The sequence below is a fragment of the Enterobacter cloacae complex sp. 394F7 genome (assembly GCF_057320385.1).
Genome location: NZ_JBXWCS010000011.1, coordinates 79,586 through 99,045, shown reverse-complemented (window position 1 = coordinate 99,045; position 19,460 = coordinate 79,586). Strand labels below are relative to the sequence as shown.

The 19,460-nt window shown below is 55.9% G+C and carries 15 protein-coding genes; 7 read left to right on the top strand and 8 right to left on the bottom strand.

Annotation, left to right across the window (positions count from 1 at the left end; translation table 11 throughout):
- The first annotated feature begins 417 nt into the window (after positions 1-417).
- Positions 418-1,359: a tRNA modification radical SAM protein MnmL/YtqA gene (mnmL, locus tag AC2FAK_RS16995; protein WP_095908469.1), complete on the top strand. Its 942-nt coding sequence runs from the start codon at positions 418-420 to the stop codon at positions 1,357-1,359.
- Here the strand turns inward: mnmL and AC2FAK_RS16990 are convergent.
- Positions 1,339-2,841 carry a helicase HerA-like C-terminal domain-containing protein gene (locus AC2FAK_RS16990; RefSeq protein WP_095455376.1) on the bottom strand — a complete coding sequence of 501 codons (1,503 nt, stop codon included), beginning with the start codon at positions 2,839-2,841 and terminating at the stop codon, positions 1,339-1,341. The genes mnmL and AC2FAK_RS16990 overlap by 21 nt on opposite strands.
- Positions 2,842-2,978: 137 nt before the next feature.
- Here AC2FAK_RS16990 and AC2FAK_RS16985 point away from each other — a divergent pair, with 137 nt between their 5' ends.
- Positions 2,979-4,625, top strand: coding sequence for a dihydroxyacetone kinase subunit DhaK (locus AC2FAK_RS16985; protein ID WP_038420702.1), 1,647 nt, complete (start codon positions 2,979-2,981; stop codon positions 4,623-4,625).
- Positions 4,626-5,118: 493 nt separating this feature from the next.
- On the opposite strand, the gene ahr is transcribed toward AC2FAK_RS16985, so the two are convergent.
- From ahr to pepA, 5 genes are all read right to left on the bottom strand, one after another.
- Positions 5,119-6,138 carry an NADPH-dependent aldehyde reductase Ahr gene (gene ahr / locus AC2FAK_RS16980; protein ID WP_013098954.1) on the bottom strand — a complete coding sequence of 340 codons (1,020 nt, stop codon included), beginning with the start codon at positions 6,136-6,138 and terminating at the stop codon, positions 5,119-5,121.
- Positions 6,139-6,221: 83 nt separating this feature from the next.
- Positions 6,222-6,725, bottom strand: coding sequence for a GNAT family N-acetyltransferase (locus tag AC2FAK_RS16975; RefSeq protein ID WP_013098953.1), 504 nt, complete (start codon positions 6,723-6,725; stop codon positions 6,222-6,224).
- A 123-nt stretch (positions 6,726-6,848) separates the two neighbouring features.
- Positions 6,849-9,704, bottom strand: a complete 2,856-nt coding sequence (locus tag AC2FAK_RS16970; protein WP_095455377.1) for a valine--tRNA ligase — start codon at positions 9,702-9,704, stop codon at positions 6,849-6,851.
- Positions 9,704-10,147, bottom strand: coding sequence for a DNA polymerase III subunit chi (gene holC, locus AC2FAK_RS16965; RefSeq protein WP_008502815.1), 444 nt, complete (start codon positions 10,145-10,147; stop codon positions 9,704-9,706). Before holC ends, AC2FAK_RS16970 begins: the two co-directional genes overlap by 1 nt.
- Before the next feature lie 86 nt (positions 10,148-10,233).
- Complete coding sequence (gene pepA / locus AC2FAK_RS16960; protein ID WP_013098951.1) at positions 10,234-11,745, bottom strand: leucyl aminopeptidase; 1,512 nt, start codon at positions 11,743-11,745, stop codon at positions 10,234-10,236.
- Positions 11,746-12,011: 266 nt separating this feature from the next.
- Between pepA and lptF the strand changes: the two genes are divergently transcribed.
- The 5 genes from lptF to mtgA all read left to right on the top strand — a co-directional run bounded on the left by lptF (position 12,012) and on the right by mtgA (position 18,270).
- Positions 12,012-13,112, top strand: coding sequence for an LPS export ABC transporter permease LptF (lptF, locus tag AC2FAK_RS16955; protein ID WP_029883394.1), 1,101 nt, complete (start codon positions 12,012-12,014; stop codon positions 13,110-13,112).
- A complete protein-coding gene (lptG, locus tag AC2FAK_RS16950; protein ID WP_013098949.1) occupies positions 13,112-14,194 on the top strand; it encodes an LPS export ABC transporter permease LptG in 1,083 nt (360 codons plus the stop codon). The genes lptF and lptG overlap by 1 nt, the downstream gene beginning before the upstream one ends.
- A gap of 135 nt (positions 14,195-14,329) precedes the next feature.
- Positions 14,330-16,663, top strand: a complete 2,334-nt coding sequence (gene arcB, locus AC2FAK_RS16945; RefSeq protein WP_013098948.1) for an aerobic respiration two-component sensor histidine kinase ArcB — start codon at positions 14,330-14,332, stop codon at positions 16,661-16,663.
- 231 nt (positions 16,664-16,894) lie between these two features.
- Entirely contained in the window at positions 16,895-17,548 is a 654-nt protein-coding gene (gene elbB / locus AC2FAK_RS16940) for an isoprenoid biosynthesis glyoxalase ElbB (protein ID WP_023619937.1), read from the top strand.
- A complete protein-coding gene (mtgA, locus tag AC2FAK_RS16935; protein ID WP_020687356.1) occupies positions 17,545-18,270 on the top strand; it encodes a monofunctional biosynthetic peptidoglycan transglycosylase in 726 nt (241 codons plus the stop codon). Before elbB ends, mtgA begins: the two co-directional genes overlap by 4 nt.
- Positions 18,271-18,307: 37 nt before the next feature.
- Here the strand turns inward: mtgA and npr are convergent, their stop codons facing one another.
- Together npr and rapZ are read right to left on the bottom strand one after the other, a co-directional pair.
- Positions 18,308-18,580 carry a PTS phosphocarrier protein NPr gene (gene npr, locus AC2FAK_RS16930; protein ID WP_003861872.1) on the bottom strand — a complete coding sequence of 91 codons (273 nt, stop codon included), beginning with the start codon at positions 18,578-18,580 and terminating at the stop codon, positions 18,308-18,310.
- Positions 18,577-19,431, bottom strand: coding sequence for an RNase adapter RapZ (rapZ, locus tag AC2FAK_RS16925; RefSeq protein ID WP_013098945.1), 855 nt, complete (start codon positions 19,429-19,431; stop codon positions 18,577-18,579). Before rapZ ends, npr begins: the two co-directional genes overlap by 4 nt.
- Positions 19,432-19,460: the final 29 nt, after the last annotated feature.

Genomic DNA, 19,460 nt, shown 5'->3' with positions numbered 1-19,460 from the left:
TCTTATTTATACAAAAATGTGCTATAGAGAAGCTAATGAATTGTATTTAAAAGATATTTAACTATTTTTACAACCACTAAGCGCCCTGCGAAGTCGCAGCGGAGTGTGATCTGACTCACTATATGAAAGCGGTATTATTGATGCAGCGTGCTGAATAGCGGTTTTATGGCAGGATAATAAACTGCTGTGCGGTTTAAACCCGCATAAAGTCACTGTTTTTCAGTGCTGGCGTTATAAATAAAAAAAACAATCAGAACATAAGGAAAAGTAATCACATTTGGCGTGAATGAAATTGCAGTAATCTTGAGTAGTTATTCAAATAGATAAAAGCCAGCCAGGGCGATTGATCCAGGTCATCGCCGATGGTGGCTAAAAATGGCAGGCTTGTCCCCTTTCTTCGGGACGGTCTATCAGATTATGCAGTTACAGAAATTAGTCAATATGTTTGGTGGGGATCTTTTGCAGCGCTACGGGCAAAAGGTTCACAAGCTGACGCTGCATGGCGGTTTTAGCTGCCCGAATCGCGATGGTACGCTCGGGCGCGGCGGCTGCACCTTCTGTAACGTGGCCTCCTTTGCGGACGAGGCGCAGCAGCATAAATCTATCGCGGAACAGCTCGCGCATCAGGCCCGTCTTGTGAACCGGGCAAAGCAGTATCTGGCCTATTTCCAGGCCTACACCAGCACATGGGCGGAAGTGCAGGTGCTGCGTTCGATGTATCAACAGGCGGTCGCTCAGGCGAACATTGTCGGGCTGTGTGTCGGTACGCGTCCGGACTGCGTGCCCGACGCGGTGCTGGATTTACTCAGCGAGTATAAAGAGCAGGGCTATGAGATCTGGCTGGAACTAGGCCTGCAAAGCGCGCATGACAAAACCCTGCACCGTATTAATCGCGGCCATGATTTTGCCTGCTATCAGCGCACCACCCGCCTGGCCCGCGAACGTGGCCTGAAAGTCTGCACGCATCTGATTGTCGGCCTGCCGGGAGAAGGGCAGCAGCATGGCCTGGAGACGCTGGAAAAAGTCGTTGAGACAGGCGTGGACGGGATCAAGCTGCACCCGCTGCATATTGTGCAGGGCAGCATTATGGCCAAAGCCTGGCAAGCCGGGCGGTTAAACGGCATCGCACTCGACGAGTATACGGTAACGGCAGGGGAGATGATCCGTCATACGCCGCCCGAGATTGTCTATCACCGTATCTCCGCCAGCGCCCGCCGTCCAACGCTTCTGGCACCGCTATGGTGTGAGAACCGCTGGACGGGGATGGTGGAGATTGACCGCTATCTGCATGAGCACGGTGTGCAGGGCTCGGCGCTGGGACGGCCGTGGGTCGCTCCGCTACCGGCGGCGACCGCCTAACAGACTCCCCAGCATGCCGCGCACTATCTGATTCGTGACCTGCCGCGCGGCGCTTTTCGCCATCGTCTGTACAACGCCATCGCGCTTGCCGCCGCGCGGCCCGGTACTGCCAAACAAAATGTCTTTCAGCCCACCCAGAATGCCGTCATCCACCGCGACTGACTGGCCCCTGGCGGGTGGGGCGTCCTGCGAGTCGGTGGTGGCCTGTACCCCTTTTTGCAGCATCTCGAAGGCAGATTCGCGATCCACTTCATCTTCGTATTTCCCGTAAACCGGGGAGTGGTTAATCAGTCCGTTGCGCTCATCGTCCGTTACCGGCCCCATTCGCGAGCAAGGGGCAATCACCATGGCGCGTTCCACAATGGACGGGCTGCCTTTGGCATCCAGGAAGGAGATCAGCACCTCACCGGTACCCAGCGCCTGAATCGCCGCTTCGGTATCAAAGGCCGGGTTCGCGCGCATGGTTTGTGCGGCAGCTTTGACGGCTTTCTGATCTTTTGGCGTAAAGGCGCGCAGGGCGTGCTGGACGCGATTACCGAGCTGCCCCAGCACGTTATCGGGGATATCCGACGGGTTTTGCGAAACAAACCACACGCCGACGCCTTTGGAGCGGATCAGCCGGATAACCTGCTCGATCTTGTCGAGCAGCACCTGCGGCGCATCGTTGAACAGCAGGTGCGCTTCGTCGAAGAAGAACACCAGCTTCGGCTTCTCAAGGTCGCCCGCCTCCGGCAGCTGTTCGTAAAGTTCAGAGAGCATCCACAGCAGGCTGGCGGCGTAGAGTTTCGGCATCTGATAGAGCTTCTCTGAGCTCAGAATGTTGATGATGCCTTTGCCGTTGCTGTCAGTGCGCATCCAGTCTTTGATATCGAGCATCGGCTCGCCGAAGAAATGCTCTGCACCCTGTTGCTCCAGCGTCAGTAACCCGCGCTGAATGGCCCCCACGGAGGCACTGCTGATGTTGCCGTACTGGTTCTGGAAGGATTTAGCGTTATCGCCGATGTATTGGGTAATGGCGCGCAGATCTTTGAAATCGAGCAGCAGCAGCCCCTGATCGTCGGCAATACGGAAGATGATGTTCAACACCCCGGACTGGACATCGTTGAGATTCAGAAGACGGGCCAGCAGCAGCGGGCCAAGATCGGAGACGGTGGCACGTACCGGATGACCTTTCTCACCAAAGATATCCCAGACAACTACCGGGTTGTTGTGCGGCGTCCAGTCATTGACGCCGATATTTTTCAGACGCTCAAGGAGTTTTTCTGAGGGTGCCCCCTCCTGAGCCACACCGGTTAAATCGCCTTTTACATCGGCCATAAAGACCGGCACGCCAATCTCAGAGAGCGATTCGGCCAGCTTCTGCAGGGTAACGGTTTTCCCCGTCCCGGTGGCGCCGGTGATCAGGCCGTGACGGTTCGCCATCGCAGGCAGTAAAAACAGCTCTTTCTCCAGCGTCCTGGCAATTAACAATGGTGTACTCATGATACTCATCCTCTCTTAGTCCTGGGTGGAGTATAGGCAACCTGACGGCAAAATGGCGTTAAAAATTCCTTACTTTGCGGCGTATTACCCAGCGCGGACTATGCTTTTGCATACGGTTCACAACAAGTTGAGAATGTATGTCCAGATTCTTTTTTAATAATCGCAAACAACTGGTCAACGATGCTATTGAAGGCATTCTGATTTCTGCTCCGCACGGTAACCTCGTCAAGCTTGATGTTGATCCTGCCATTCGCATTGTGGCCCGCAGCGACTGGGACAAGAGCCGCGTGGCGGTGATCTCCGGTGGCGGTTCCGGCCACGAGCCTGCACACGCCGGGTTTGTCGGCAAAGGTATGTTGACGGCAGCAGTGTGCGGCGATCTGTTCGCCTCGCCGAGCGTGGATGCGGTGCTGAATGCCATTGTGGCGGTGACGGGTGACCGTGGCTGCCTGCTGATCGTTAAAAACTACACCGGTGACCGCCTGAATTTTGGTCTGGCGGCAGAAAAGGCGAAACGCTACGGCCTGAAGGTGGAGATGGTCATTGTGGCAGACGATATTGCGCTGCCGGACAACAAACAGCCGCGCGGCATTGCCGGTACGGCGCTGGTTCATAAGATCGCGGGTTATGCCGCAGAGCACGGAAAATCGCTGAGTGAAGTGCGTGATATTGCGCAACAGGCCTGCGATAACCTCTGGAGCCTGGGCGTTGCGATGCAAACGTGTAATCTGCCGGGAAGCGACGAGGAAGAAGGGCGCATTAAGCAAGGTCATGTCGAGCTGGGTCTGGGCATTCATGGCGAGCCGGGGGCTTCCGTCGTGGATACGCAGAACAGTAAAGCGATTATCGACACGCTGGTGACGCCGCTCAAGGCGAAGGCGGGTGACGGGCGCTTCGCAGTGTTGATCAATAACCTGGGGGGCGTATCAGCGCTTGAGATGGCTCTGCTCACCAAAGAGCTGGCCCACTCGGCACTGAAAGATAACCTGGCGTACCTGATTGGCCCGGCACCGCTGGTGAGCGCCCTGGATATGAAGGGCTTTTCGCTGACGCTGCTGAAGCTAAACGATCTGTTCGAAAAAGCCCTTCATGAAGAGGTTGAGACGCTGGGCTGGCAGAAGCCGGTGGCGTTTGCCCCGCTGCGTACCCAGGAACATAGCGCGATCCATGACCGCGTGGAGTTTACCCCGTCCGCAAATCCGCAGGTGGGCGAATATGTCTCTGTGGTGACAAAGACGTTGATTCAGCTGGAAAACCGTCTGAACGCGCTGGATGCGAAAGTGGGGGATGGCGATACCGGATCCACCTTTGCGCAAGGGGCGCGGGAGATTGCGCAGCGTCTGGAGGAGAACAACCTTCCTCTTAACGACGTGTCGACATTACTTCTGCTGGTGGGCGAGCGGCTGGCAACGGTGATGGGCGGATCGAGTGGCGTATTAATGTCGATCTTTTTCACGGCAGCCGGACAAAAGCTGCATGACGGACAATCGCTTGCGGATGCATTGCTGAGCGGGCTGGCACAGATGAAGCAGTATGGCGGGGCCGATCTCGGCGATCGCACGCTGATCGATGCGCTACAGCCGGCGCTGGAGACGTTACAGAAAAACGATCTTCAGGCGGCGGCGCAGGCGGCACAGCAGGGCGCAGAGGCAACGGCCAGAATGGGCAAAGCGGGCGCGGGACGTTCGTCGTATGTGAATAAAGAGAATCTGGATGGGGTAATGGATCCGGGAGCGGTTGCGGTGGCAGAGGTGTTTAAGGCCATGGTAGAAGCAAAACGGTAACAACCGTTACCGTTTTTAGTGTTTGCGCCCTCTCCCTGTGGGCTGAGGGATCCCCAGTAATTTTTTTACCGAAAGCGACGAAAGTTGTTTCATGAAAATGAATGATTTACAGCGACGCCCTGGTCCGGCTGTAAATCGCTGAGGCGTTTCCTGCAGGCCGGGGCGAGGCGCATGGATGCGCCGAGAGGGCGGCTTTACAGGGACGTTACATCCGCCCGTCCCCGATAAGCCGGAAGGAATAAGCCGAAGGTACCGCGAAGCGGCGATTTACCGCCGGGAGCCCGGGTTGCCAGGGTGGTGGCGACTGAGCCACCCTGGCACGTTCACGGGTCATGTTGTTACAGAGCAGCAAGGAACGTAAAGTGAACGGAATTACCTCTACAGCCATATATTCCCCCTCACCCCAGCCCTCTCCCTCAAGGGAGAGGGAGTCCTCCGTGCAGGTATTATTATGTGGGGAACCCTCAGCCCTGTGGGAGAGGGGTGTGTCACATTAAAAATCTGCTTTCAACACCACGCGGTAACGGGCTTTGCCGTCACGCACGTGCTGGATCGCTTCGTTGATTTTCGACATCGGATAGAGTTCGGTGGTTGGCGATACTTTCGTGCGCCCGGCGAACTTCATCAGTTTGCGCAACTCGAACGGCGTGCCGGTTGCAGAGCCGGACACGCTGCGATCCCCGCCGATCAGGGTAAACGCCGGAACCGGCAGCGGCTTCAGCACGGCACCCACAGTATGGAAGTTACCGCCGTAGGCCAGTGCTTCAAAGTACGGCTGCCAGTCGAGATCGACATTAACGGTGTTGATGATCAAATCGAATTGACCCGCCAGTGCTTTCAGCGCGTCTGGATCGCGGCTGTTCACCACTTTATCCGCCCCCATCGCCAGCACTTCTTGCTCTTTCGCCGGGTTAGAACTGAACGCCGTTACTTCGCAGCCCATCGCGTGCAGCAGTTTGATGGCAATATGACCGAGCCCCCCGATACCAATCACACCCACACGGCTGGTGGCGGTGATATGGTGCATCAGCAACGGTTTAAAGACGGTAATGCCGCCGCACAGCAGCGGGCCTGCGGATTCGATATCAATGCTGTCCGGCAGCGGAATGACCCATTGCCAGTCGGCGCGCAGTTTATCGGCAAAACCGCCCTTGTTGAGGATGGTTGGAACGGCGCCTTCAAGGCAGTTGATCTGGTTGCCGCTGATACAGGCGTCGCAATGACCGCAGCTGCGTGCCGTCCAGCCAATACCCACACGCTGGCCCACTTTCAGGCCTTTGTCCTGCGCAGCGCTGCCGAGCGCCACGACGCGGCCAATCACTTCGTGTCCGGCGACCAGTGGATAGCTTGAAAAGCCCCATTCGTTGTCGATCATGGAGAGATCCGAGTGGCAGATCCCGCAGTAATCAACCTGTACTTCGACGTCTTCCGCTTTTAGTTCGCCCGCATCGTACTCGTACAGTTCAAGTTCTGCACCCGCCTGCGGTGCGGCGTAGCTTTTTATCTTCGACATCGTGTTTCCCCCGTTATGGTGTGAACTGAGAGTGTAGAGCATTCAGTTAACCACCGCTTAACAGAAGAGGGCAGCAAAAGTATTTACAGCGTTTTCAGCATCCTGACTTCGCAATCGACGTGGCCGGTGCAGCCCAGCGGTGCATCAATATGCTCAAAGCCGAGATGTTCATACAGGCCGATGGCCTCTTTGAGGAAGGCGGTTGTTTCGAGGTAACAGCGTGTAAAACCCTGATTGCGGGCATAGTCGAGTGCGACCAGCGCCAGTCTCTTCGCCAGGCCTTGTCCGCGAACAGATGGCAGGAAATACATTTTCTGCAGCTCGCAGATATCCGGCTCGCTGCAGCTGAGCGGAGCAACGCCGCCGCCGCCCACCACCTGGCCATTCTGCTCAATAACCCAGTAGGCATGGCCCGGCTGGCTGTAAAGCTGGAACAGCTCGTCCAGATTTGGATCAGCAACCGTGTAGCCTTTATCAGCCGTCAGGCCATATTCGGCAGAAACCGTACGGATAACGGCGGCGATAGCCGGGTTGTCCTGCACAGCGATCCGACGCATCGTCGTCGCGACGGGGGTAATCACGCTCATAGCATTACTCATTACAAAAATTGACACACAACTGCTGTTAATAGCACCGCAGAAAGGGGAGTGCAAGCGAGGAGTTTTCAGGAAGAATACCCCTTACGCCCTGAAGCGTAAGGGGTAAAAGCATTACAGGGCCGCAATCACCGCCTGCTGCTCAATCAGCTTGGTCTTCGCATCGGCGAAAGCAACCAGGCGTTCACGCTCTTTGGCGATGACCGCTTCAGGCGCGCGGGCGACAAAGCCTTCGTTCGCCAGTTTGCTTTCGATTTTGCCAATTTCCACGTCGACTTTCGCCACTTCTTTCGCCAGACGTGCCAGCTCAGCGTCTTTGTCGACGAGACCCGCCATTGGGATCAGCAGCTCAGCGCCGTCGATGATTTTCGTCACGGAGACCGGACCTTTGTCATCGGCTGGCAGCACGGTGATGCTTTCCAGACGCGCCATGGTTTTCAGGAAGGTATTGTTCTCGGTGACACGACGAACAGCCGCGTCGCTGCAACCGCGCAGGAGCAGCTCCAGAGGTTTGCCCGGAGCGATGTTCATTTCTGCACGGATGTTACGTACAGCGACGATCGCCTGCTTCAGCCACTCGGTATCCGCTGAGGCAGCTTCATCCACTTTAGCGGCATCGAATTCCGGGAACGGCTGCAGCATGATGGTGTCGGCGTTGATGCCCGCGATGGCTTTCACACGCTGCCAGATGGTTTCGGTGATAAATGGAATGATCGGGTGCGCCAGACGCAGCAGGCCTTCCAGCACTATGATCAGCGTATTACGCGTACCGCGCAGTTCTGCCTCCGTTCCGCCGTTCATGACCGGCTTCGCCAGCTCCAGGTACCAGTCACAGAACTGGTTCCAGGTGAATTCGTACAGAATGCCCGCCGCGATGTCGAAGCGGTAGCTGTCCAGCGCCTCGCGGAACGCTTTCACCGTCTGGTTGAATTCCGCCAGGATCCAGCGGTCGGCCAGAGAGAGGATCATCTCGCCGCCGTTGAAGCCGCAATCTTGATCTTCGGTGTTCATCAGCACGAAGCGGCTGGCGTTCCACAGTTTGTTACAGAAGTTACGGTAACCTTCCAGACGCTTCATGTCCCAGTTGATGTCGCGACCGGTGGAGGCCAGCGCCGCCAGGGTGAAACGCAGGGCGTCAGTACCGTGAGATTCAATCCCGTTCGGGAACTGCTTCTCGGTGCGCTTGCGGATCTTCTCTGCCAGCTGCGGCTGCATCATGTTACCGGTGCGTTTTTCCAGCAGCTCTTCCAGGGAGATCCCGTCCACCATATCCAGCGGGTCAATGACGTTGCCCTTGGATTTGGACATCTTCTGGCCTTCATCGTCACGGATAAGACCGGTCATATAGACGGTATGGAACGGAACCTGCGGCTTGCCGTTTTCATCTTTAATAAAGTGCATGGTCATCATGATCATGCGGGCAATCCAGAAGAAGATGATATCGAAGCCAGACACCATCACGCTGGTTGGGTGGAACTGACGCAGCGCGTCGGTGTTCTCTGGCCAGCCGAGGGTGGAGAAGGTCCACAGCGCGGAGGAGAACCAGGTATCCAGCACGTCTTCGTCCTGACGCAGGGCGACATCCGCGCTCAGGTTGTTTTCCTGACGCACTTCATCTTCACTGCGCCCAACGTATACGTTGCCTTCGTTGTCGTACCATGCCGGGATACGGTGACCCCACCACAGCTGACGGGAGATACACCAGTCCTGAATATCGCGCATCCAGGAGAAGTACATGTTTTCGTACTGCTTCGGCACGAACTGAATGCTGCCGTTTTCAACCGCTTCAACAGCCGGTTTTGCCAGCACGTCGGCACGCACATACCACTGGTCGGTCAGCATTGGCTCGATAACCACGCCACCACGGTCGCCGTACGGCACGGTCAGATCGTGAGGTTTAATCTCTTCCAGCAGGCCGAGTGCGTCAACGGCAGCCACAATCGCTTTACGCGCGGCAAAGCGTTCCAGCTTCTGGAACTCCGCCGGAATGTCGCTTGAGTAAACGTCGGATTCGTTGCCTTTGGTGTCATACACTTCTGCGCTTTCACGGATGTCACCGTCGAAGGTCAGAATGTTGATCATCGGCAGGGCGTGACGACGACCCACTTCGTAGTCGTTGAAATCGTGCGCCGGGGTGATTTTCACGCAGCCGGTGCCTTTTTCCATGTCGGCGTGTTCGTCGCCCACAATCGGAATGCGGCGGTTCACCAGCGGCAGCACCACGAATTTGCCAATCAGATCTTTATAACGCGGATCTTCCGGGTTAACGGCAACGCCGGTATCGCCCAGCAGGGTTTCCGGACGGGTGGTTGCCACCACTAAGTAATCTTTACCGTCTGCGGTTTTCGCGCCGTCGGCCAGCGGATAGCGGATGTGCCACATGGAGCCTTTAGACTCGCGGTTTTCCACTTCCAGGTCAGAGATCGCGGTGCGCAGTTTCGGGTCCCAGTTAACCAGGCGTTTGCCACGGTAAATCAGGTCTTCTTTGTACAGACGGACGAACACTTCTTTTACGGCGTTGGAAAGGCCTTCGTCCATGGTGAAACGCTCGCGCTCCCAGTCTACGGAGTTACCGAGACGGCGCATCTGACGGGTAATGGTGCCGCCAGATTCTGCTTTCCACTGCCAGATTTTATCGATAAAGGCGTCGCGACCGTAATCGTGACGGGTTTTACCCTCTTCAGCGGCAATCTTACGCTCAACCACCATCTGGGTCGCGATACCCGCGTGGTCAGTCCCCGCCTGCCACAGGGTGTTTTTGCCCTGCATGCGCTGGTAGCGGATCATGGTATCCATGATGGTCTGCTGGAAGGCATGACCCATATGCAAACTGCCGGTGACGTTCGGCGGCGGGATCATGATGCAGAAGGACTCTTTGCTTTCATCGCCGTTAGGCTTGAAATAGCCCTGCTGTTCCCAGTGCTCGTAAAGCGGCTGTTCGATATCGCGTGGGTTATATGTCTTTTCCATTATTTCCAGGTTGCCGTATTCAGGTTAAAACCAGCCAGGCGGTACGCTTTGTAGCGTTCGCGCGCCAGTTGTTTCAAGGATTCTTCGTAAGGGACAAAGTCTACCACTTCTGTGAAAGCGGTGGCAAAATCTGCAAAATCTATCCGCAGGCTAATCAGAATATCGCGCGCGCTGCTGTTGCGCTTTTGCGGCCAGGCTATCTCGACCGGTGCGCCGCCGCGCGGCCCTTCGCCAGACAGGTTATGCGGTACAAAACTCTCCGGCGGGCGCGCCCACAGCGCTTCGTCAAGACGAATCGCCTGCTGTTCATCTTCACAGGCAATCAGAACCCGTTTACCTGCGCGCCAACGTTCTGCGGCAATTTCACACACCAGCTGTTCTACGGCGCTGAGGCCATCCTGATGGGTGTCGTTGTCCAGAAGGTAGAACGTTGCATTCTTCATATATGGGGCTTCTTGTGCTCACTTTAAATGCTTAAGCCGGGTGGCGGCTTCGCCTTACCCGGCCTACGGTTTACTGCCGTTTTGACTTACTCGTCGCCATTAAATCCGGCGCGGTTTAGCAGGAACTGCGACAGCAGCGCAACCGGACGACCGGTCGCGCCTTTGGCTTTTCCGGAGCGCCATGCGGTGCCGGCAATATCCAGGTGCGCCCAGTTGTACTTGCGGGTGAAGCGTGCCAGGAAGCAGCCCGCGGTGATGGCACCACCAGGACGGCCGCCGATGTTCGCCATGTCCGCAAAGTTAGACTCCAGCTGTTCCTGGTATTCGTCACCCAATGGCAGACGCCATGCGCGGTCACCGGCTTGTTCGGACGCGCCGATAAGCTCGTGCGCCAGCGGATTGTGGTTCGACATCAGGCCGGTGATGTGGTGGCCCAGCGCGATCACGCAGGCACCGGTCAGGGTGGCCACGTCGATCACCACGTCAGGTTCGAAGCGTTCAACGTAGGTTAATACGTCGCACAGCACCAGGCGGCCTTCGGCGTCGGTGTTCAGCACCTCTACGGTCTGGCCGGACATGGTGGTCAGGACATCACCCGGACGATAAGCGCGTCCACCCGGCATGTTTTCGCAGCCCGCCAGCACGCCGATAACGTTAATCGGTAACTGAAGTTCAGCCACCATACGCATCACACCATACACCGCCGCTGCACCACACATGTCGTACTTCATCTCATCCATGCCTTCAGAAGGCTTGATGGAGATACCACCGGAGTCGAAGGTCAGGCCTTTACCGACCAGCACCACAGGACGCGCGTCTTCTGACGGATTGCCCTTGTATTCGATAACCGACATCAGGGATTCGTTCTGCGAGCCGTTGCCCACCGCCAGGTAAGAGTGCATACCCAGCTCTTTCATCTGCTGTTCGCCGATAACGCGGGTGATGACATTCTTGCTGTAGGAGTCAGCCAGCTGGCGCGCCTGTGAGGCCAGATAGGCGGCGTTACAGATATTAGGCGGCATGTTGCCCAGATCTTTTGCGGCTTTAATCCCGGCGGCAATCGCCAGACCGTGCTGGATGGCGCGCTCGCCGCTGGTGAGTTCGCGACGGGTTGGCACGTTAAAGACCATTTTACGCAGCGGACGGCGCGGCTCGCTTTTATTGGTCTTGAGCTGATCGAAGCTGTACAGGCTCTCTTTTGCGGTTTCGACAGCCTGGCGCACTTTCCAGTAGGTGTTACGACCTTTGACGTGCAGTTCGGTCAGGAAGCAAACGGCTTCCATTGAGCCGGTGTCATTCAGGGTATTAATTGTTTTCTGAATCACCTGCTTATACTGACGTTCATCCAGCTCGCGCTCTTTACCGCAGCCAATCAGCAGAATACGTTCGGACAGCACGTTCGGAACATGGTGCAGTAACAGCGTCTGCCCAGGTTTGCCTTCCAGTTCGCCACGGCGCAGCAGGGCGCTAATGTAGCCGTCACTGATTTTATCGAGTTGCTCGGCGATCGGGGAGAGTCGGCGTGGTTCAAAGACGCCCACAACGATGCAGGCACTCCGCTGTTTCTCCGGGCTACCGCTTTTTACACTGAACTCCATGCACTACGCTCCTGAATCTTAAAGACAACAGCGGCTGCTACGGATAGAATTGAAACCTTTCGTAACTCAAGTCCGCTGTTGTGGTGACTTCGTGTTAATCTTACGTTATTACGGTTTCGACACGTCAGAAAAAGTCCTGAAGCGTGAATCCGCCGGGTGTTTTAATCTTAGCGATGATTTCGACGACTCAAGAGAATAAATGACGTTTAAGCCATGAAACAAGCGATTTTCCAGCAAAGAGACGGGTTTTTACGGGCGTATTTAAAGTGATAATCATAAGATATCTGGTGCGGGAGACGCTCAAAAGCCAACTGGCGATCCTCTTCATCCTGCTGCTGATTTTTTTCTGTCAGAAGCTGGTCAAGATCCTCGGTGCGGCCGTTGACGGCGAAATTCCAACGAATCTGGTGCTTTCCCTGCTTGGTTTAGGGATCCCGGAAATGGCGCAGCTTATTCTGCCGCTGAGTCTTTTCCTCGGTCTGCTCATGACGCTCGGTAAGCTTTATACCGAGAGTGAAATCACGGTGATGCATGCCTGTGGTTTGAGCAAGGCTGTTCTGGTGAAAGCCGCCATGATACTGGCGCTGTTCACGGGTATCGTCGCCGCGGTGAATGTGATGTGGGCGGGCCCAATGTCCTCTCGTCATCAGGATGAAGTGCTGGCTGAAGCAAAAGCGAACCCCGGTATGGCGGCATTAGCGCAGGGGCAGTTCCAGCAGGCGACCGACGGAAACTCAGTGCTGTTTATTGAGAGCGTCGACGGCAGTAAATTCAACGACGTCTTCCTGGCGCAGCTGCGGACCAAAGGAAACGCCCGTCCATCGGTGGTGGTGGCAGACTCCGGTCAGCTTGCGCAGCGCAAAGATGGTTCCCAGGTCGTGACGCTGAATAAAGGCACCCGCTTTGAAGGCACCGCGATGCTTCGTGACTTCCGTATTACGGATTTCCAGAACTATCAGGCCATTATTGGTCATCAGGCGGTGGCGCTCGATCCAACGGATACCGAGCAAATGGATATGCGTACGCTGTGGAACACTGATACTGACAGAGCGCGTGCGGAGTTCCACTGGCGTATTACGCTCGTCTTCACCGTGTTTATGATGGCATTGATTGTCGTGCCGCTGAGCGTGGTGAACCCGCGTCAGGGGCGCGTGCTCTCAATGCTGCCGGCGATGCTGCTGTACCTGATCTACTTCCTGCTGCAAACCTCGATTCGTTCTAACGGCGCGAAGGGTAAGCTGGACCCGATGGTCTGGACGTGGTTCGTCAACAGCCTGTACATCTTACTGGCGCTGGGATTAAACCTGTGGGATACGGTGCCAGTGCGCCGCATACGTGCCCGATTTTCGCGTAAAGGAGCCATCTAATGCAGGCGTTTGGCGTTCTTGATCGCTATATCGGTAAAACCATTTTCACCACCATCATGATGACGTTGTTCATGCTGGTGTCGCTCTCCGGCATTATTAAATTTGTCGATCAGCTGAAAAAAGCCGGGCAAGGGAGCTACGACGCGCTGGGTGCAGGGATGTATACCCTGCTCAGCGTGCCAAAAGATGTGCAGATCTTCTTCCCGATGGCGGCCCTGCTGGGCGCGCTGCTGGGGCTGGGGATGCTGGCACAGCGCAGCGAACTGGTTGTGATGCAGGCATCGGGCTTTACCCGTTTGCAGGTGGCGCTGTCGGTCATGAAAACTGCGATTCCACTGGTGCTGTTGACCATGGCGATTGGCGAGTGGGTGGCACCGCAGGGTGAACAGATGGCGCGTAACTATCGTGCCCAGGCGATGTACGGCGGTTCACTGCTTTCAACACAGCAAGGGTTATGGGCGAAAGATGGCCAGAACTTCGTCTATATCGAACGCGTGAAAGGGGATGATGAGCTGGGCGGCGTGAGTATTTACGCCTTCAATGATGAGCGTCGTTTACAGTCTGTACGTCACGCATCGTCAGCGAAGTTTGACCCCGAACACAAGCAGTGGCGGTTATCCCAGGTTGACGAGTCTGACCTGACGAACCCAAAACAGATCACCGGCTCTCAGACGGTGTCCGGGACGTGGAAAACCAACCTCACGCCGGACAAACTCGGGGTGGTGGCGCTGGATCCGGACGCGCTCTCCATCAGCGGGTTGCACAACTACGTCAAATACCTGAAGTCGAGCGGGCAGGATGCCGGGCGCTATCAACTCAATATGTGGAGCAAAATCTTCCAGCCGATGTCCGTGGCGGTGATGATGCTGATGGCCCTGTCGTTTATCTTTGGTCCGCTGCGTAGCGTACCGATGGGTGTTCGAGTGGTCACCGGGATCAGCTTCGGCTTTGTATTCTACGTCCTCGATCAGATCTTTGGCCCGCTGACGCTGGTTTACGGCATTCCGCCAATTATTGGTGCGCTGCTGCCGAGCGCCAGCTTCCTGCTGATCAGCCTCTGGCTGCTGCTGAAACGCTCCTGATTGTCCTCTCCTCGCTTCCGGTTAGCCGGAAGCGAGGCTAATCTCCTGTTTCACCCCGCACTTTTTCTCACAACCTTCAACGTCCCGCCGCGAATTTGAGTATTATTGAGCGATAAAGTCGTGAAGGGATCCTCTATGAAGCAAATTCGAATGCTTGCCCAGTACTACGTCGACCTGATGATGAAGCTCGGGCTGGTGCGTTTCTCCATGCTGCTGGCGCTGGCGCTGGTTGTTCTGGCCATTGTCGTGCAAATGGCCGTGACCATGGTGTTGCATGGTCAGGTCGAGAGTATCGACGTCATCCGCTCTATCTTCTTCGGTTTGCTGATCACCCCCTGGGCGGTCTATTTTCTTTCCGTCGTCGTTGAACAGCTGGAGGAGTCCCGTCAGCGCCTGTCAAAACTGGTTGATAAGCTGGAAGAGATGCGCGAGCGCGATTTAAAGCTCAACGTCCAGCTGAAAGACAACATTGCCCAGCTTAACCAGGAGATTTCAGATCGTGAGAAGGCGGAAGCCGAGCGTCAGGCGACGCTTGAGCAGCTGAAAATCGAAATGAAAGAGCGTGAGGTGACGCAGATCCAGCTTGAGCAGCAATCCTCTTTCCTGCGTTCATTCCTTGATGCTTCTCCGGATCTGGTTTTCTACCGTAACGAAGACAAAGAGTTCTCCGGCTGTAACCGGGCGATGGAGCTGCTGACCGGCAAAAGCGAAAAGCAGCTGATCCACCTGAAACCCCAGGATGTATACTCCGAAGAGGCGGCTGCAAAGGTCATGGAGACGGACGAAAAAGTCTTCCGCCACAACGTCTCGCTGACCTATGAACAGTGGCTGGATTACCCGGACGGGCGTAAAGCCTGCTTTGAGATCCGTAAAGTGCCGTACTACGACCGCGTCGGGAAACGCCACGGCCTGATGGGCTTTGGCCGCGATATCACCGAGCGTAAGCGTTATCAGGATGCCCTTGAGCGCGCCAGCCGCGATAAGACGACCTTCATCTCCACCATAAGCCATGAACTGCGTACCCCGTTGAACGGCATCGTCGGCTTAAGCCGTATTCTGCTGGACACCGACCTGACGGCGGAGCAGGAAAAATACCTCAAAACGATCCATGTCTCGGCGGTCACGCTGGGGAATATCTTCAACGATATTATCGACATGGATAAGATGGAGCGCCGTAAAGTCCAGCTTGATAACCAGCCGGTTGATTTCACCAGCTTCCTTGCCGATCTGGAAAACCTGTCCGGCCTGCAGGCGCAGCAGAAGGGGCTGAGCTTTGTCATGGAGCCAACCCTGCCGCTGCCGCACAAAGTGGTCACGGACGGCACGCGTCTGCGCCAAATCCTCTGGAACCTGATCAGTAACGCGGTGAAATTTACCCAGCAGGGGCAGGTGGCGGTGCGTATCCGCTATGACGAAGGAGACATGCTGCACTTTGAGGTGGAAGACTCAGGCATTGGCATTCCGCAGGAAGAGCAGGACAAAATCTTTGCCATGTATTATCAGGTGAAGGACAGCAACGGTGGTAAGCCTGCTACCGGCACGGGCATTGGCCTTGCGGTATCGAAACGGCTCGCGAAGAGCATGGGCGGTGATATCACCGTGGCCAGCCAGGCGGGCAAAGGCTCTACCTTTACGCTGACGGTGCATGCCCCGGCGGTGGCAGAAGAGGTTGAGGATACCTTTGAACAAGACGATATGCCGCTCCCGGCGCTGCATGTTCTGCTGGTAGAAGACATCGAGCTGAACGTGATTGTGGCGCGCTCGGTGCTGGAAAAACTGGGTAACAGCGTGGACGTGGCGATGACCGGTAAAGCCGCGCTGGAGATGTTTAAACCGGGCGAATATGACCTCGTCCTGCTGGATATTCAACTGCCGGACATGACCGGGCTGGATATCTCCCGTGCGCTGACAACGCAGTATGCTGCCGATGAACTGCCGCCGCTGGTCGCGCTGACGGCCAACGTCCTGAAAGATAAAAAAGAGTACCTCGATGCCGGTATGGATGATGTGCTCAGCAAGCCGCTGGCGGTGCCTGCTCTGACCGCCATGATCAAGAAGTTCTGGGATACCCATGATGAAGAGGAGAGCACCATGACGTCTGTTGATAGCGCGAAGGCCCAAACGATTCTGGATACTGCGATGCTGGAGCAGTACATCGACCTGGTTGGCCCAAAACTGATTACCGATGGTCTGGCCGTGTTCGAAAAAATGATGCCTGGCTACCTGAGCGTGCTGGAGTCCAACCTGACCGCACGCGATCAGAAAGGCATTGTGGAAGAAGGGCATAAGATCAAAGGCGCTGCTGGCTCTGTCGGGTTACGCCACTTACAGCAGTTGGGACAACAGATTCAGTCACCTGATTTACCGGCATGGGAAGATAACGTGGGTGATTGGGTCGAGGAGATGAAACAAGAGTGGCAGAACGATGTGGCGGTGCTAAAAGCCTGGGTGGATGCCAGAAAAAAATGACCCCGGCTTAACCGGGGTGCGCGAATACTGCGCCAACACCAGGGAAATCGTGGCTGCGCCTGATTTTTCGTGTTGTTTTCGCATGGGCGCCGCCTGAAAATTTAGGCCGCACGCAGATAAGATAGCAAATCTTAAATGGTTTGTTACATGAATCAGTGAAATGTGTGAAGCATAGCGTTTTAATCAAAATTAATTATGTGCTTCAGCAAGTTGCAAAGAAGGAACGTCAGGATGAAAAAGGTTGGTGTCGTACTGAGCGGATGCGGTGTTTACGATGGTTCAGAAATTCATGAAGCCGTCATCACGCTGCTGGCCCTGGCAAGGCAGGGGGCGGAAGCGATCTGTTTCGCGCCAGACAAAAAGCAGGCAGATGTGATTAATCATCTGACCGGAGAGGCCATGGCGGAAACCCGTAACGTACTGATTGAAGCGGCGCGTATTGCGCGTGGCGATGTCCACCCCCTTATTCAGGCGGACGCCGCTGAGCTCGATGCGTTAATCGTGCCGGGCGGGTTTGGGGCGGCCAAAAATCTCAGTACCTTTGCTTCAGAAGGGGCGGCGTGTCAGATCGATCCCCATTTAAAAGCGCTGTCGCAGGCGATGCACGCGGCAGGTAAACCGCAGGGCTTTATCTGTATCGCGCCGGCAATGCTGCCTAAAATTTTTGATTTCCCGCTGCGGCTGACAATCGGCACCGATATTGATACCGCAGAAATCATCGAGGAGATGGGCGGCGAGCACGTACCTTGTCCGGTGGATGACATTGTGGTGGATGAAGACAACAAGGTCGTTACCACACCTGCCTGGATGCTGGCGCAGAATATTGCCGAGGCCGCTGCAGGCATCGAAAAACTGGTGGCCAGAGTGCTGGTGTTGACTGAATGAGTCGTAAATTCGGCGCAGGCGCGTGGGTGAAACGCGCCCTGTTGCGCATCGTTCTCGTGCTCGCGGTATTCTGGGGCGGCGGACTCGCCTTATTCAGCATTATGCCGGTCCCGTTTTCGGCCGTGATGGTCGAGCGTCAGCTTGGGGCATGGCTCAGCGGTGATTTCAGCTATGTGGCTCACTCGGACTGGGTAAGTATGGATGAGATCTCACCTTTTATGGGACTGGCGGTCATTGCGGCAGAGGATCAGAAATTCCCGGAACACTGGGGGTTTGACGTGGCGGCAATCGAGAAAGCGCTGGCGCACAATGAACGCCACGAAAACCGCGTCCGTGGGGCATCGACATTATCGCAGCAAACCGCAAAGAATTTGTTCCTGTGGGACGGCCGCAGCTGGGTACGAAAAGGGCTGGAAGCGGGGTTGACGCTGGGGATGGAAACGGTCTGGAGCAAAAAACGCATTCTGACCGTCTATCTCAATATTGCTGAGTTTGGCGATGGCGTGTTTGGTGTGGAGGCCGCCGCGCAGCGCTATTTCAATAAACCGGCCAGCCGACTGAGTATGTCCGAAGCGGCGCTCCTGGCTGCCGTCTTGCCTAATCCCATCCGCTTTAAGGCCAGTGCCCCGTCCGGGTACGTGCGAAGCCGTCAGGCGTGGATCATGCGCCAGATGCGTCAGTTAGGCGGGGAAGGGTTTATGCAGCGTAATAAGCTGATGTAGCGGGTAAGCACAGCGCCACCCGCCAGCGGGGCTGAAATCAATCCTCGTCAAACCCGGCGTTAAACAGCGCAATCACCGCCGCCAGCGCTTCCTCTTCCTGTGGGCCGGTAGCTTCGACTTCAATCTGGCGACCTTTGGCGGAGTCCAGCATCAGCAGCGCAATGACGCTGTTTGCTTCCGCTTCGGTCCCTTCATCATTTCGCAGCAGAACTTCCGCATCGAAACCCTGCATCAGTTCAAACAGCTTCATTGCCGGGCGTGCGTGCATGCCCAGCTTATTGGTGATCTCAACGGTTTGTTTTACGGTCATGTTTTACGTTTTTCCAGCGTGCGATGACGGGACTGAACGTTCTTTCCGCGTGAACGGAAATAGTCGGCCAGCTGTTCGGCGATATAGACCGAACGATGTTTACCGCCGGTACAACCAATCGCTACCGTCAGATAGCTACGATTGTTTGTCTCCAGCATAGGTAACCATAGCTCAAGGTAGCTTCGCGTCTGGTAGATAAAATTGTGAACTTCTGTGTGCCTGTCGAGGAACGCCGCGACGGGTTTATCCAGACCGGTCATTGGACGCAGTTTCGGATCCCAGTGTGGGTTTGGCAGGAAGCGCACGTCGAAAACATAATCCGCATCGATAGGTATGCCGTGCTTAAAGCCGAATGACTCAAACACCATTGTCAGTTCACGCTCGCGTTTGCCCAGTAAACGGGTACGCAGCATTTCTGCCAGCTCGTGAACGGACATTTCGGAGGTGTCGACAATCAAATCGGCACGTGAGCGCAGGGGCTCCAGCAGGTCGCTCTCTTCGTCGATTGCGCTCTCCAGAGAGAGGTTCTTGCTGGAAAGCGGGTGCAAACGACGGGTATCGCTGTAGCGACGGATCAGCGTGTTGCGGTCCGCATCAAGGAACAACAGCTGAGGTGAAAAGGTGTCCGGCAGGTTGCTCATCGCCTGTTCAAAGATTTCTGGCGATTCAGGCATGTTACGGACGTCGATGCTGACGGCGGCAGAGATTTGTCTGTCTGCAAGGGTGCGCGCCAGCTCGGGCAGCAGTACCACCGGCAGGTTATCTACGCAGTAAAAACCCATGTCTTCCAGCGCGCGCAGGGCGACGGATTTCCCCGACCCTGAACGGCCACTGACAATCATCAGCACCATGTTCCGTTTCTCCTCAGGACAACAGATGT